Here is a 15,633-nt window from a genome sequence, read left to right as displayed (position 1 = left end):
GAAGCATTATATAGCCGTAGTAATTTAATAGAAACAGACTATCCGATCATAAAAATAATATTATAAATGTTACAATCGCATCAGCAAGTAATTTAAGTTGCCTCCAGAAAAGTAAATTACGACAACAGAGTAAAGATTAATAAAGTGGTAATATTAACATCTAGCAATAAAAGACCAATAATTTTGGTCAGCATTATCAGCAATAAAAATACCAATAATTTTGATCAGAAATAGAAGCACCAATAGTTTTGATCTAGCAAAAAAATTACCAACAATTTTGAAAAAAGAGGATCCAAATGGCCCGAAATATAAAAGTGGAAGAGCTCTTGCAAACTCCTATCGAAAAACAACGAATAGAGCTTGTAGAACGCAAAGGGATAGGGCACCCTGACAGCATATCGGACGGACTTGCCGAAGCCGTAAGCCGAGCGCTATGCAGGGAATACATAAGCAAATGTGGAACTGTACTCCACCACAACACTGATGAAACCCAGATAGTAGCCGGAAGATCTAGCCCGAAATTCGGAGGAGGAGAGGTACTGCAGCCAATTTATATGCTCCTCGTAGGCAGGGCGACTAAAGAGTTCGAAGGTGTAGAACTTGCTACCGAGTCCGTAGCCCTCCAGGCCGCCAGGAATTACCTGAGGAAGACTATGGTAAATATGGATCTTGAAAGAGACGTTATCATGGACTGCAAACTCGGAACAGGGTCCTCAGACCTCAGAGATGTCTTCAAGAGAGACAGAGTCCCGGTTGCAAATGACACCTCTTTCGGAGTTGGGCACGCCCCATTTTCTGAGCTTGAAAATATCGTCTACAATACCGAAAGACGGCTCCTTACCGATCTGAAGTCCCGCATGCCTGCAATAGGAGAAGACATGAAGGTCATGGGGCTCAGGGATGGGGAAGATATAGCCCTTACAATATGCAGCGGCATGATAGGAAAGTATATTGACGATCTGGACAGCTACATAAACATGACTCAGGAAATGAAGATCTATGTAGAAGAGCTTGCAACTCACTATACCGAACGGGACGTAAATGTTTACATTAACACAGGCGATAACCTGAAAACGAGCTGCGTCTTCCTTACCGTCACCGGGACTTCAGCCGAAATGGGAGATGACGGCTCGGTAGGACGCGGAAACCGCTGCAATGGGTTGATCACACCTAACAGGCCTATGAGCATGGAGGCAACCAGCGGAAAGAACCCGATTAACCACATCGGAAAAATCTATAACCTCCTCTCGACCCAGATGGCCAGGGATATTGTAAAACAGGTCCCGGAAGTACAGGACGTCTATATAAGACTGCTCTCTCAGATTGCAAAGCCCATTGACCAGCCACTTGTGGCAAGCGCTCAGATCATTCCAAAAGAAGGTACTTCCTTTGAAAAGGTCAAATCGGAAGCTGAAGTTGTAATTGACGACTGGCTTTCCAATGTAACAAAAATCACTGAAATGGTTATCAGGGGCGAACTGAACACCTTCTGACAGAACCAAAAATTTCTGAGCCCGGAGAATATCAAGAGGAAACTTCGGGTTCTTTTCACATCTTTGGTTATTTTCACATCTTTTTTACTGTATCTTTCCTTTTACTGTATAGTTATTTTTGCCGTACCTTTATTTTGCTGCAACTTTCTTTTGCCTCAACTTTCTTTTACCTTCCTTTTCTAACATCCAGTCCATTAACCGCCCAGAATATTAAGATAGAATTTTAAAATGGGGCATATAGCTTAGAGCGTGTCTTAAAATTCAATTTGATTATACAATTGGGATAGTACTCATGTATTTGGACTAAAAAACGGTAGAATTGAACCGTTAAATGTCTAAAGTTTAAATTTTAACCATGATGGCTAATGCATTTGATATTATGCATCGAGCTAATATGTTAGATATAATTAATTTACTGAGTGACCTTAAGATCAACAATGCGTACTATCCAAATGTAGAAATGATTTGAATTTTAAGACAGCCTCTTAGAGAGGAATCACTAAAAAAGGAATTATTCAACCTTTCAGGTACTTGCCAAAATCAAGTGTTAAATAGTGAAAGCGGTCTCAGGGACCAGGTTAACATTTTCAACTATGTGAGGCAAATTTTAATCAACTTAGGAGCCTCAAAAAAATAAAAATGTTTGAATTCAAAAAGTTTTTAGACAACCTTAACAGTTAGTTTGAACTTTCTCTCGCCTCCAAAACGGAAAATGGTGTAAGTGCCTTCAACATCCCAGGTACCTGGTTTTACAGCCTCGTATTCCCATTCGTGAATCCCTGGAATAGTCTTTGTGTCCGGAATATCTGGAGTGAATTGTTCCCGGAGCAATTTGAGACCTTCTCCGGTCTCCATCTTCCATACAGTTTCAGCAACGGGCTCTTCCTTACTGTAAAGGTGCTCTCCAGGCTCATCCCTGAGTTTTATCACAAAGGTGTCTCCAAGGTTGACGCTGACCGTATCGAAACAATTGGCGTTCGTAAAAATTTGGGCGACCATATTCCTTACCCTTTCTATTTGTGAGATCTGTCCGTTTTCTTACTGTAATTATGCTTTATGTTCCCTGTAATATACAAAAGTATTTTTAATATATATGGGAAATGTCATAAATGTCAGCTATTATTCCCACATCCAGCGAAAAACATAAATATCATCACCATATATGGAGATGGTGCACTGAAGCAGTGTAGCCCTATGCAACACTGAAGCAGTATCATTGTCCCGCCTTAACTCAGTGGTAGAGTGCGCGGCTGTAGTTCGGCTCGTGCGGGTTCCTCCCGTACATCTCTGCGCAGGCACCGCGATGTCCCCGGTTCGAGTCTGGGAGGCGGGACCTGAAACATTCATCAGAATCGGAACCAGTCAACGGGAACATTTATATACCGGAAAGACATTTAAGATTTGCTCGCAACGCGGGCAAAACAGCAGCTAAAAAGACCGAAGTGTCCGGATAGTGTAGAGGCCTATCATGGAGCCCTGTCGAGGCTCCGACTCGGGTTCGAATCCCGGTCCGGGCGCTTCTTTTTTTCGATTGCATAACTTTACAAATTATATTTCACATTTAGGTCTTGAGCCTGTTTTTATATAATTTAGAATTTTTACCGGTGTTATCCATTTTTATTTCGATTCCCCCAATTCTGAGATTCGTGACCCTGATTACCCTGCACCGAACACTCTACTGAATGTCTTGCTTTCAACCTGTTGCTCCCTGTTTGGTCAGTTACTCCCTTCACTACCCTACCCTTCCGACTTCTTCGAATCCTTTTAATCTCAATTTCCGGTCAAACCCAGAACCTCGAAACCCGGATACTTTTCCCATAAAAACATGTAAAGAGAAGAGCATTAAGGAATTAAGCCGAAGGAACATTAATGAATAAAGCTGAAAGAAGAAGTAAAAAAATGGGAATTAAGTCCCACATTCAGGATTGTTCCGGAGAAAGAGCCGATAGAGTTAGAGAGCTTTGCAAGAAGATTGAGAGTACCGGAGAAAAAATGGAAGAGGAAGCTCTAATTTTTATAGAAGCCACCAAAAGTTTCTCCCTGGAATGGATTCAAAAGGAACTGGAATTAAACGTGCCTACTCCGGAAAAAGACGCTCATTCCGGGAATGAAGACGCCGACAAAAAGAAACGGAATGAATTGACACGCCTGAAGGAAATGAATTCCAGGATCCCGCTTATTGTTGAAGAGAACCTCAACCTGGATGAGTACTGGGTCCACAGGAACCAGCAGCTTCAGTACGACATCTCCCGCGACTACCTTGAGTTTAAAAAAGATAAAATGAAGAAGGGGCTGACATCAAGCATCCGGATGATTCTGGGCTGCGCGGCAGAAAATTTCGCCGACCTGAAAGATGAAGCCCCTGGAGATAGGATATGGGTAAAAGAGCGGGGGAGACGAAAATATATATGCATTCTCAGGTTTTCGGACGAGATGACAGCTTCCCTTGACCGCTATTTCACGATGCTAGAGGAACTTTTAATTCTTGGGAAAGAGATGAAGGAGATAGAAAGGAAGAACAAAGAAAAAGGAAAATGAAAAAGGAAGATGAGAAGGGAAGATGATAAAGAAAGAAATGCCCCGGATCAGTATCCATACACAGACCTGCACGCAAGCCGACGATAACAACTTTATCTACGAAACCAGAATTACCTTGCATGACAGAGCCAGACTTCAGCATAAAAAAGGCCCTTGAGGAAGCAGGAACAGATGCTTACCTGATGACAGGGAATATTCACAATGCCGATATTTACTATGTAACCCGCTTCCTGGCATCGGACGAGTTTGTGTACCTGCAAACCGAAAACGGGAAAGAAGTCCTTTTTATTTCGGAAATGGAGCGTGGAAGAGCTGAAATCGAGTCAAGGGTTTCGAATATAAAAACCACTCAGGACTTTGGCTACCGCGAAAAAATCAAAGAGAAAAAGGATGCATCTACTGCCTATGCAGCCTGTATATCCGAGCTGCTCCTTGAAGAAAAAGTAAAAAAAATTGCTGTTGCCTACGATTTTCCGATTTTTTACTCAAACTATCTTACAGAAGCAGGTTTTACCATAGTGCCTGTAAAAAGCCCTTTCAGGAAAATGAGGAGCGTAAAGGGACCGGAAGAGATTGAAGCCATAAAGTATGCTCAGATGGCAGGAGAAAAGGCTATGGAGGCAGCAATTACCCTGATAGCAGATGCGGAAGAAAAGGACGGCGTACTCTATTTTGAAGGACAGGTTCTTACCGGGGCTAAAGTAAACTCGGTCATTGACCATACTCTACTGGATTTCGGGTGCGAAGCCGAAGAGACGATTGTTTCCTGCGGAGAAGATACTTCAAACCCTCACGGAACTACGGAAGGCCCTCTCAGAGCAAATGCTCCGATAATCCTGGACATATTTCCGAGGAGCAAAAAGAAGCGTTATTTTGCGGATATGACACGGACCGTGCTCAGAGGCGAGGCTTCGGAAAAACTAAAGGAAATGTATGAAACCGTACTTGTAGCCCAGCAAAAAGCGCTGGAAATGGTCAAACCCGGCATCCATTCATCTGAAATACACAGGGCAGTCTGTGATCTGTTTGAGGCAAGGGGGTATCACACCTACAGAAGCGGGTCAAAGGCCGGGTTTACTCATTCTACAGGCCATGGGGTAGGGCTTGATATCCACGAACTTCCCAGCGTAGGAGAAAGCGGGGTTCTTCTGGAGACAGGTAACGTGATAACCATCGAACCCGGGCTGTATTATCCGGGAATCGGGGGTATCCGGCTTGAGGATATGGTACTGGTTACCAAAACAGGGTATGAAAACTTTACAGGACTGGAAAAAAAATTTGTATTAAAATCTTTTTATAATTAAGTAACAGATTGTAACAAGAATTTAACTTTAAAAGCCTGAAAATGCATTAAAAGCTCCAGGAAAGGATTAAAAAAAATAATATACCCTGAATTCAGGAATAGAAATCCATAACTATGGTTGCTGGCAAAATATAACTTAATAAAGCTTACAAATAGGTACGGTCAGGAAGAATTAACTCGAATTATCAAGGTGGGGTTAACATGACGGATAATGTATACAACAAAGAAGATATCATTGAAAAGTACAGAGAAGCGGGCAGGATCCTGAAGATTGTCAGGACCGAAGCCGCAGACATGATAAGAGTCGGGAACAGCCTGCTTGAGGTTGCTGAATTTGTAGAAAAGAAAACCATAGAACTCGGGGGCAGGCCTGCCTTTCCCTGCAATATCTCAAGAAATCAGGAAGCTGCCCACGCAACTCCTAAAGCAGGGGATCAGGATGTCTTTGGAAATGATATGGTGAAGCTGGACCTCGGAGTCCATGTCGACGGGTACATAGCAGACTCGGCAGTGACTGTGGACCTTTCAGGCAATTCCGATATCGTAAAAGCCTCTGAAGAAGCCCTTGCAGCAGCGATTGATCTCATGAAACCGGGGGTCAGCACAGGGGAAATCGGGGCTGCAATAGAAGAGAGGATCCACAGCTACGGTTTAAAACCTATTACGAACCTCACAGGCCACGGACTTTCCCATTACGAGGCCCATGACAATCCCCCGGTGCCCAACAAACACGTAGAAGGCGGAGTTATCCTGAAGGAAGGAGATGTGCTTGCAATCGAGCCCTTTGCAACTAACGGAACAGGCCTTGTACATGACGGAAGCTGGGCAGAGATCTACAGCCTGATAAAGAAAAAGCCTGTCCGCTTGCCAGCAGTCAGAAATGTCCTGAAACAGGTAGAAGAGTACAGGGAACTCCCCTTTGCAAAGCGCTGGCTCGAATCGGACAAACTTGAGTTTTCATTGATCCAGCTTGAGAAAGCCGGAATTCTCCACTCCTATCCCGTACTTGTTGAAAGTGCAGGAGGGCTTGTGTCCCAGGCAGAACATACGGTAATAATAACTAGGGACGGGTGTGAAGTTACAACAAAATAAGCCCGGAAAAAACAGAAAAACGAATCAGATGAAGAAAGAATAAAAAAGAGTTGACAGCCTTGAAACTGTACCCTCTCCTCTCAGCCAGTCTTTTACTGGCAACTTTCCTTATTCCGGCCTTTCTTGCAGAACCCTGCTCTGCTGTCTTCATTCCAGGTAACAATATCACAATGGAAAGAGGTGGGATGACGTGGAATTACGACGAAAAAATTACGGATAACGAAGCTGTTTTTTTCAGGAATCTCATAGATGTCGAAACAGGTGACAGTGACGGTTTTGTAAATGCCTGGGAAATCCTAAAAATGGAAGTTCTTTTAAGCGGCAAAATGGAGGAATCCATAGAAGAAGAATCTGATGTAAAGCTCAACTCGACTTCTGATTCTGTTGAATTAAAGAACGTTGAGCTCCGGATCTCGAAAGATGCCCTCGGAAGAACTGGAAAAAAATCGGCAATTACAGACAGCGCCAGTGCAACCTACATGTTCAGGGAAGAAGCAGGCCCCGGAACAGATATATGGTTGATGGGCACTCCGAATTCAAGCGTTACAATTACTCTCCCACAGGGCCTTGACGCAGAATTAACGAAAGGGCTTGACAACAAAAGCCTTGAGTTTAAAAATAACCGGACCTTACTGAAAGGGAATTTTGGCTCTGAAAAAAACATTACCATATGGCTTTCGGAAAATGAAACTTTCAAATCCGAACTGCAGAGCATGGAAATGAATAGAGACAAAAATGCGGAAAACGAGAGTGAAGAAAACGCAACCCAAGCAGCCGGAGAAAAAGCTGAAGCCAGTCAGGTAACCGGGTTCTTCAAAAATATCCTTAAAGAAATTAATAGGAGCCTGACCTGAGCCCAAAAGTTAATCTGGCTTGAGGCTTATTCAGAAAAACATGCTCATTGAACAAATTCCACTTGAAAACGGATGTGCACTTGGCCTCCGATTTGAAATGCAGAAATATCCTTTGCTTGTCATAAGGGTAGAGAAGGGTTTTCTGATGTGCGGCTATCTTAATGTCAGTGCCGCGGAGACCCTGGGGGATACGGCAGCAAAAGTAAAAGGCGTGCAGAGTTTTGAAGATATGCTCAAAGCCCCTGTTGTCGAGCTAACGAAGTTTGCCGGAGAACTTGGAATTGAGATAGGAATGACTGGCAGGAAAGCCCTGGAAAAGATGTTTTGAAAAGATACCTGCTTCACAGGCAACCCTCTTCGGAAACATCTCAATAAATGTGAACTCTTACACTCGGACCTGTCATAAACCGAGCTCTTACAAACGGATATATCATATTATCATATATCGAACTCTTACAGGCTGCTTCCGTTTAAGACAGCTTTTCTCTTACCTGTAACCCGTTTTTGACTTCAATTTGGACCTTATTTAGACCTCAATATTCTGCACAGAACCCGAAATCGAGTCATTTTGAACTGCCCAAAGATCATTTTGAACTATATTAATCAACTTATTTCCGATCATCAATGTTATACGCTTTTGAACTTTCCGGAGAACACGAAGAACTGCCAGCTGCCGAAGTCCTTGCCTGTCTCAAAATTGAGGGGCTTGATTTCCAGCCCCATTCAAGAGTAGACCAGTGCCTTGTAGTGGATATAGCAGGCAGAGAAGAGGATGTTGAAAAAACCCTTGCAGGTTCCGTAACCGGAAGACTGGCGATGACCCACCATATCCTGAAGGTGGTGGGAATTACCGAAAACAACCCTGATGCAGTCCTGAAACTTGCTGAAGCCTTTGAACCTGAAGGATATATCATAGAGGGAGAAAGTTTTGTTGTCAGGGCAAAGCGGATCAAACACCATGTTGATTTTCCGTGCGAGTACCTAGAGCAGAAAATTGGAGGCTGCATCTACAGGAAGGGGTTCAGGGCAAACCTGAAGAACCCTGACGTGGAATTCCGGCTAATCCTGAGTGAAAAGGCTGTTCTCGGGACTCTCCTGTCCTCGGTTGACCGGAGTGCATATGAAGCCAGAACTCCCCAGAACAAGCCATTTTTCCACCCCGGCGTTCTCATGCCGAGGGTTGCCCGCGCCCTTACGAACCTTTCCGAGATAAAAACTGGAGAGCTTTTTCTGGACCCCTTCTGCGGCACGGCCGGGATACTTGTAGAAGCCGGGCTTGTGGGGGCAAGGGTTATAGGAATCGATGCCCAGGAAAAACTTGTCCTCGGGGCTCATATGAACCTTGAAGCCTACGAACTGGACTACCTACTGATGGAAGGAGATGCCTGCAGGATCCCTCTAAAGGACTCTACAATCAATGCCGTTGTCACCGACCCGCCCTACGGGAGGTCGGCAGCAATCCTTGCCGGATCCTTAGAAGAGCTATATTCCGGCGCCCTGGAAGAGATCCACCGAGTCTTGAAACCCGGAGGTATCGCAGTTGTTGTCTCGGACAAAGCCTCATTTGAGTATGGAGAGAAAGCAGGACTTAAGGTTCTTGAGATTTATGTGCAGAGAGTGCACAGAAGCCTCACAAGGATAATAACTATTTTCCGGAAAGATATGGAGCAGAATTATTCAGAGAGCTGAAAGAGTAAACAGTAAAAAGTGAAGAGAGGAAAAAAAATAAAGAGCGATATAACCTTAGTTCCGCATTTTTAAGCGCATAGACGTCGGCTGATGCTGACTTATGCGCTTAGGCTTAAGCGCATTAGATTCAAGGTAAAATCTCTAAACTGCAAGCACCTGACTTCACAGATTTGCGGAAAAGCATGTACGCGCTTAAAAAGACGGAAGTTAGGATATAAAAGTAAAAAACGGAAAAAAGTAAAGAGCAGTAAAAAGTGAAGAACAGGAAAAAGGAGAGGACTGTATAAAAGTAGAAAATAGTAAAGGTAGAAACTCGGGGACAGGAAAAAAGAATAAAGTAAGGTGAATAAAGTTGGGTAAAAGGGGTTTAAAAAGTGGAGTAAGATAGAAAGGTGATTTTTCACCTTTAAATGTTTCTCATTCATGGGAAATTAGTTCTTCCAGCACCTCAGCCATTACCCTGTGCCTGAGAATGCGTTTGTGGTTCTGCTCACCTGCTCGCCTGATCGAGTAATCGTCTTCAATCCATTCTATATTTTCTCCATAATTTACTCCCATAAGGGTTAGCCCGTAGGGAGGAGCCGGTTCGATTCCTTCTTCATAAATCTCGGGATTCAGCATCTGGAGCAACCAGTCATTATCACGCACCCCATTTCCGATCATTGAAAGGGCAGTCACTATTTTTCTGACCATGTTCCAGAGAAAACTGTTGCCAACGACATCAATCTTTGTAATTTCCCCATCTACACGGACGTTGATCCTTTCCAGAGTGCGAACAGTACTTTTTTCACCGTTTGACCTGGAAAAATTTTCAAAATCATGGGTTCCGAGCAACAGTTTTGAAGCTTCCCTCATCTTTGAGATATCATAATCTTCGCCGCTCATCACGTAGTGGTAGTGCCTGGAAACCGCACTTCTCCTTGCATCAAAGTAGTAGGGGACTTCTGCATGAGCCCATGCCCATATGGCCGGAGGAAGTTCGGAGTTGATAACTCTGGGAATTGCCAGGTTCGGTTTTTCCGTATCAAAAGCGACAACCTGTCCGAGCGCGTGGACTCCTGCATCAGTCCTGCCCGCACAGGTATAGTCAGCAGATTTGGGGCTTTCTATAATGCTGAGGTTCCGAAGAGCCTTGAAGAGTTCTTTCTCCACGGTCTCAACATTCGGCTGAATCTGGGACCCATGAAACTCGGTGCCTATGTATGCAAGTTTTAAAGCGACTCTCATACAATCCCTGATTACTTGGTTTTTTTCTTATAATAGACTTCTCTTACAATTATCAAAAATATTACAAAGATACACCCGAAAAGGAACCAGACCCCCGGGTGAAGAGAAAGAGTATCGTAAAGCCCATGAAGCCCTCCGAGAGGGGTGAGCCCTTCCGAAGGAACAGAAGGAACCGAAGGCAGTTCGGAGGTTGAGTCCAGAGTCTCCGTGGCAGAGATTTCCCCAGCCTCTTCTCTCTGGAAAGTGTCCGCTCCCGAAGACAGATTTCCCGCACCCCCGCCGTCTTCTACCTGCTGCCCGGCAAAGGTTTCGGGGGTCTCATCCATTACTTCCTCTACTTCCTCTTCCATTACCTCCTCTTCCGGCACCACCTTGTCAAAATCCGAATTATAACTATCTGCTTCCGGGCTCAGGTTTTCGGTTTCAACGGTCTCCATAATTGTTGCTTCTGGATAAGTCTCATTTGCCGGACCTGTTATCCCCATCCGCAAAGGAGCCGTGGCATCGATAATCTTTTTTGCCCGCAGATAAGCCGAGAGATACTCTATTCCTGCAGCTGCAAAGACGGCTGCTCCTATTACTCCGATGTATTTCTGCAGCAAGTTTATAATGGAGAGTTTATCCATTGGACTCCTGGAAGGGACAAGGACAATCAGCTTTTCCACTGACTCGTAGATCTTGACCTGCCTCCCTTTCTGGCTCCACTTTATCTGTTTGACCTTAATCAGGTCGGATTCGACCAGAGAATCCAGGTTATATTTGACCGTGGTAAGGGGAAGCTTCAACTCTTCTGCAATATTGGTTGCAGACATGCTTTTTTTCCCGAGAAGTTCAAGAATCTTCAATGAAGTTTCGTTGGAGAGGATCTGGGTAATTTTTCTTGAATCCCCGTTTACAGGGAGAACAAGCACCCTGCTATCCTGCTCCCCGGGTCCAGGCCCCTGAGGAGGCTCGCCGGTTTCGGATAAACCGTCTCTATCTTCAAGCCCGTTCATGCGTATTTCCTGAGTTAAAAACCTTATTATCAGTATTTATTAGGTACACTCTGTACTGTACTTTGAACCGATCTTAATATAAAGTTTTTATTTCTTCAATTTATTATAGATCGGCTGCTATATTTATATATAGAAGCCTGCCCTTAACCTTAAATATAACATTGTGTATTCTAATCTAAATTTTCCGCTGGTAGCAATCATGATCACAAAACAGCAGGTTCTTGAATTTCTGAAAAATTACGATTTAGAAAACATTACTATTGCAACAGTCTGTTCTCACTCAAGCCTTCAAATTTTTGATGGAGCTCGAAAAGAAGGTTTCAGAACTCTGGGGATCTGCGTTGGCAAACCGCCCAAATTCTACGAGGCATTCCCCAAAGCAAAACCCGATGAATACCTTATTGTCGACAGCTATTCGGATATCATGAATAAGGTTGAGGAACTCAGAAAGAAAAACGTAATCATCATCCCTCACGGTTCATTTGTTGCTTACCTTGGCACCGAAAACTTTGCAGAGCTGACCGTGCCTACCTTCGGGAACCGGGCTGTACTGGAGTGGGAATCGGACAGGGACAAAGAGCGGGAATGGTTGCTTGGAGCAGGCATCCACATGCCCGGGAAAATAGATGACCCCCGTGATATTAACGGGCCTGTGATGGTTAAGTACGACGGGGCAAAAGGAGGAAAAGGCTTCTTCGTTGCAAAAACCTACGAGGAATTCGACGAGCTCGTTGACCGCACCCAGAAGTATACTATTCAGGAGTTCATTACAGGAACTCGCTATTACCTGCATTACTTTTATTCCCCTATCCGAAACGAAGGATATACCTTAAGCGAAGGAAGCCTGGAACTTCTCAGTATGGACCGCAGGGTAGAATCCAATGCCGATGAAATCTTCAGGCTCGGTTCTCCCAGAGAACTCATAGAAGCCGGGATCCGCCCAACATATGTAGTTACAGGAAACGTCCCTCTTGTTGCAAGAGAATCCCTCCTACCTCTTATCTTCTCTCTTGGAGAAAGAGTGGTTGAAGAATCCCTGGGGCTTTTCGGCGGGATGATAGGGGCTTTCTGCCTTGAAACCGTTTTCACGGACTCCCTTGAAATCAAGGTGTTTGAGATTTCTGCTCGGATCGTGGCAGGGACAAACCTTTACATATCAGGTTCTCCCTATGCGGATCTGATTCAGGAAGACCTCTCGACCGGACGGAGAATAGCTCAGGAAATCAAAGAAGCAGTCCGGACAAACCAGCTGGATAAAATAATATCCTGAAACTGTTGAAATATTCTGGAGCCACTGAAGTATTTTGAAATTTGGAAGTATTCTGAAGCTACTGAAGTATTCTGAAATTCTGGAAGTATTCCAGAACTATTGAAATTTTCAGAAGGTTTCAAAACTCATATTTTTTTGTCCTATTTTCAGGCTTGAAACAGGCTTTCAAGCCCTGATTTTTTCTGTTTTCCCCGAATTTATCATTCTTTCTCAATAGTCCTGGTCTGTAAAAAACATTCTTTTCACGACCAGAAAGTTTCCTTGGGTCAGGATTTATCACATACCGGGATTTTTTCAGAGATCAGGGAATTAGCTTCATCTCCTGAGACTTTTCTGGAAAGGTCCTTGTAGTACGTGAAAAGTTCTTTACCCCATTCTATTGCCTCACTGTCGAAACTTATCAGGAAGTTACGGTCAAGTATCCCTTTTTTATTGGGAAGCAGTAAAGCCATAAACCTCTCGGTTACGGTAAGTGAGACTAAGGATGAAGCCCCTCCGTATAGATAGAGGTTTGAATTGCCCGGCAGCATTAAATCAACGGTTTCCCCTGAGGGAAGACTGAGAATTCTTTCAAAAAAGTTTTTTGTGAAAATGAAAGTAGAATCTGTTTTTCTCTTCAAAAAATCCGGGTCAAAACCTGAAAAAGAAGGCTGGAAAAACGAAGAAAAATACATGATTTCGGCGGATTTTTTGAGGGAATCTATGAATTCTTCCGGCGGCTCAAACATCCTGGGCTCAAACATCCTGTTAAGCGGGGGCTCTATAATCCTGGAACAGGCTAACTTTCCGAATTTCAAACGCAAAAAGGAAGGAATCCCGGTCAAGTCTTTTTGCCCCCAGTAATCAAGGTTATTTTCGAAGACCTCGAAAGTTCCCGTAAGAGAAGCCATCTTTTCAGTGATTATCAACCCAACCGTGGAAAGTTTGTAATTTTTATCTTCCTGCTCAATCAGCCTTTTTTCTGCCAGTCTTTTAATCTGGGGGAGGGTTGCGATACAGGAAGAGCCCAGAAATCCAGTGATTTCTTCAATATTTTTCGGCCCTTCCCTGAGAAAAAGCAGAATTTTTCTTCTTTTATCCGACCTTAAAAGCAAATCTATTAGCGTAGCTTTCTGAAGAGAATCCACACTACCCACCACCAGATTATAGCAAATACACGGATTATTACATAAAGATCAAACTGGCATAGACATCAAACTGACGTAGACATTGGACTGATATAGGCATCAGAATAACATAGATACAGGACGATTAGTCTCAGGACAACAAACCTATTTCCAGGACTTTTGCCCGGAACCGGATGTAGCGGCTTTTATGAACTATGAATCTACAAACTATGAATTTACAAGCTATGAATCTACAAACTATGAATCTACAAACTATGAATTATGACTCCTCTTAAGCAAAATCTGTCAGGCTGAAAGCTTTTCCCCTCATATTCTTGAAGCCGACTTAAGGATTTGACAAATTGCCGGTTTAATACTGGCGCAGACTCAAGTACACAATCCGTAAGACTTATTTTGATTTTTCAGAGAGATAAACATTTCTATTCAGGGAAAACATACGCAGAATTTTTTATTCAGACCTGAGTATTTCCTGAAAAGGAGTGGACTCAGAGCCGTATTTAAAACGAGGACAAAGAAGATCGAAGTGAGATTCGGGCTTGAAAATCTTAAAGATAGGCATTATTATTTTATCACAGATAAACAAATTATTTTAAGTAGAAGTCGGTCCGATACTATCAAGGATGCCTGAAGGAAAAAATAAAGAGTTCAGACCTGCTTTTCGAGGAAAATTCAGCGGAACGCTGCGAGTGCTTGGGAACGAAGAAAATAATGGAGAAGGTCTCCTGTTTCTTGGGAACTATATGGCACTTGACCATTCAAGGGGCGCTGCCGTTTATCTGGACGCCCTCAAGCCACATGCTGTTTTGATCTGCGGGAAAAGAGGATACGGAAAGTCCTACACGATGGGATGTATGCTGGAAGAACTTGCCTTTCTCCCTCCCGCCATCAAGGGAAAACTTGCCTCCCTTATCATTGATACTATGGGGATTTTCTGGACCATGAGTTATCCGAATTCTTCCGAAGCAGGAAGACTGAAAAACTGGGATCTAGCCCCCAAAGGCCTTGAGACCGAGGTTTTCGTGCCAGCAGGAAAGGTGGAAGCCTATAAGAAGCGAAACATAGAGGTAAAACCTTTTTCAATTTCGATCCGGGACCTATCCGGAAGCCAGTGGTGCAGGGTTCTCAGGATTGAGGAGGTTTCTCCTCTTGGGATTCTGCTCGTAAGGACTATTGAATCCCTCCGGGAAAAAGACAAACCTTATTCTTTTGAAGATATTATCAGCGAGATCTTCCTTGACACACGTTCGGACCTGACAACAAAAGGGGCTGCGGAAAACTATTTCAGGGCTGTGAAAGCCTGGGGGCTGTTCTCAAAAGAAGGGACATCTCTATCAGAACTGATATCCGGAGGCAGGACAACCGTTCTCGATGTAAGCCCCCTGGAAAACGAAAACGTTTCCGCTGCAGCAGTATCAATTCTTGCAGGCAGGCTTTATGCAGAAAGGCTTGAGGCAAGAAGAGCCTATGAAAAAAAGCAGATGGGAGAAATCCCTGAAGGAAAAGAGTTTCCCATGGTCTGGCTTTTTATCGATGAGGCTCACATCTTCGTACCTGCGGGAAGAGAAAGCCTTGCTTCGGAAGTGCTTATTAACCGCTGCCTCAGGCAGGGCAGGCAACCCGGGCTCTCCCTGGTACTGGCAACCCAGAGGCCTGCAAGCCTTCACCCTGACGTTGTCTCGCAGAGCGACCTGCTTATCTGCCACCGCCTCACCTCAAGTGATGATATCCTTGCCCTTGAAAGTTCCAGGCCCCTATATATGCAGGAAAGCCTCAGGACATACCTGAAGAAAATGGGAAGTGAAAAGGGAGCTGCATTGATAGTGGACGACCACTCCGAATCTGTCCATATGGTACGCGTCCGTCCGAGGAGGAGCTGGCATGGAGGAGGAGAGCCGAGTGCTCTTGAACCTTATTCCAAGGAAAGAAGCGAAGAAATGACAGTTCAACGATCAAAATAACTTTTTCATATTATTCATGATGAACTTGATCAAAAAATGAGTTTCTTACAAATCTTTTGAACCAAATATAAATGAGGTATATTAAGC

The 15,633-nt window shown here is 43.9% G+C and carries 14 protein-coding genes and 2 tRNA genes; 11 read left to right on the top strand and 5 right to left on the bottom strand.

Annotated elements, in window-relative coordinates:
* Positions 1-296: 296 nt before the first annotated feature.
* Entirely contained in the window at positions 297-1,493 is a 1,197-nt protein-coding gene (locus tag MA_RS01165; RefSeq protein ID WP_011020274.1) for a methionine adenosyltransferase, read from the top strand.
* 660 nt (positions 1,494-2,153) lie between these two features.
* Here MA_RS01165 and MA_RS01160 read toward each other — a convergent pair.
* Positions 2,154-2,492 carry a protease inhibitor I42 family protein gene (locus tag MA_RS01160; RefSeq protein ID WP_011020273.1) on the bottom strand — a complete coding sequence of 113 codons (339 nt, stop codon included), beginning with the start codon at positions 2,490-2,492 and terminating at the stop codon, positions 2,154-2,156.
* A 221-nt stretch (positions 2,493-2,713) separates the two neighbouring features.
* On the opposite strand from MA_RS01160, the gene MA_RS01155 reads away from it, so the two are divergent.
* The 8 genes from MA_RS01155 (at position 2,714) to MA_RS01120 (ending at position 8,969) form a co-directional block, all read left to right on the top strand.
* Positions 2,714-2,826: transfer RNA gene (locus MA_RS01155), tRNA-Tyr, on the top strand.
* A 111-nt stretch (positions 2,827-2,937) separates the two neighbouring features.
* Positions 2,938-3,010: transfer RNA gene (locus MA_RS01150), tRNA-Asp, on the top strand.
* A gap of 352 nt (positions 3,011-3,362) precedes the next feature.
* Positions 3,363-4,031, top strand: a complete 669-nt coding sequence (locus tag MA_RS01145; protein WP_011020272.1) for a hypothetical protein — start codon at positions 3,363-3,365, stop codon at positions 4,029-4,031.
* A 119-nt stretch (positions 4,032-4,150) separates the two neighbouring features.
* Complete coding sequence (locus tag MA_RS01140; protein ID WP_011020271.1) at positions 4,151-5,335, top strand: M24 family metallopeptidase; 1,185 nt, start codon at positions 4,151-4,153, stop codon at positions 5,333-5,335.
* Positions 5,336-5,535: 200 nt separating this feature from the next.
* The gene (gene map / locus MA_RS01135; protein ID WP_011020270.1) at positions 5,536-6,426 is read left to right on the top strand and encodes a type II methionyl aminopeptidase; all 891 of its coding nucleotides are present in this window, start codon (positions 5,536-5,538) and stop codon (positions 6,424-6,426) included.
* Between the two features lie 50 nt (positions 6,427-6,476).
* On the top strand, positions 6,477-7,280 hold the full coding sequence (locus MA_RS01130) for a hypothetical protein (RefSeq protein WP_226990719.1): 804 nt from the start codon (positions 6,477-6,479) through the stop codon (positions 7,278-7,280).
* Positions 7,281-7,320: 40 nt separating this feature from the next.
* Positions 7,321-7,608 (top strand): YunC family protein, encoded by a 288-nt coding sequence (locus MA_RS01125; RefSeq protein WP_048066065.1) that lies wholly within the window; start codon positions 7,321-7,323, stop codon positions 7,606-7,608.
* Positions 7,609-7,904: 296 nt separating this feature from the next.
* A complete protein-coding gene (locus MA_RS01120) occupies positions 7,905-8,969 on the top strand; it encodes a TRM11 family SAM-dependent methyltransferase (RefSeq protein WP_011020267.1) in 1,065 nt (354 codons plus the stop codon).
* A 417-nt stretch (positions 8,970-9,386) separates the two neighbouring features.
* Here the strand turns inward: MA_RS01120 and truA are convergent, their stop codons facing one another.
* Both truA and MA_RS01110 read right to left on the bottom strand, forming a co-directional pair.
* On the bottom strand, positions 9,387-10,196 hold the full coding sequence (gene truA / locus MA_RS01115; protein WP_011020266.1) for a tRNA pseudouridine(38-40) synthase TruA: 810 nt from the start codon (positions 10,194-10,196) through the stop codon (positions 9,387-9,389).
* Between the two features lie 11 nt (positions 10,197-10,207).
* Positions 10,208-11,191, bottom strand: a complete 984-nt coding sequence (locus tag MA_RS01110) for an ArsR/SmtB family transcription factor (RefSeq protein ID WP_011020265.1) — start codon at positions 11,189-11,191, stop codon at positions 10,208-10,210.
* A 199-nt stretch (positions 11,192-11,390) separates the two neighbouring features.
* On the opposite strand from MA_RS01110, the gene MA_RS01105 reads away from it, so the two are divergent.
* Entirely contained in the window at positions 11,391-12,461 is a 1,071-nt protein-coding gene (locus MA_RS01105; protein WP_048064840.1) for a formate--phosphoribosylaminoimidazolecarboxamide ligase, read from the top strand.
* Positions 12,462-12,579: 118 nt separating this feature from the next.
* Here MA_RS01105 and MA_RS28280 read toward each other — a convergent pair whose 3' ends face one another.
* Both MA_RS28280 and MA_RS01100 read right to left on the bottom strand, forming a co-directional pair.
* Complete coding sequence (locus MA_RS28280; RefSeq protein ID WP_157860068.1) at positions 12,580-12,741, bottom strand: hypothetical protein; 162 nt, start codon at positions 12,739-12,741, stop codon at positions 12,580-12,582.
* Positions 12,728-13,588, bottom strand: coding sequence for a helix-turn-helix transcriptional regulator (locus tag MA_RS01100; protein WP_157860067.1), 861 nt, complete (start codon positions 13,586-13,588; stop codon positions 12,728-12,730). The genes MA_RS28280 and MA_RS01100 overlap by 14 nt, the downstream gene beginning before the upstream one ends.
* A 620-nt stretch (positions 13,589-14,208) precedes the next feature.
* Here MA_RS01100 and MA_RS01095 point away from each other — a divergent pair.
* The gene (locus tag MA_RS01095) at positions 14,209-15,546 is read left to right on the top strand and encodes an ATP-binding protein (protein ID WP_011020262.1); all 1,338 of its coding nucleotides are present in this window, start codon (positions 14,209-14,211) and stop codon (positions 15,544-15,546) included.
* Positions 15,547-15,633: the final 87 nt, after the last annotated feature.

It is taken from the genome of Methanosarcina acetivorans C2A, assembly GCF_000007345.1.
Classification (GTDB): domain Archaea; phylum Halobacteriota; class Methanosarcinia; order Methanosarcinales; family Methanosarcinaceae; genus Methanosarcina; species Methanosarcina acetivorans.
This window is presented reverse-complemented; position numbering and strand designations above follow the sequence as displayed.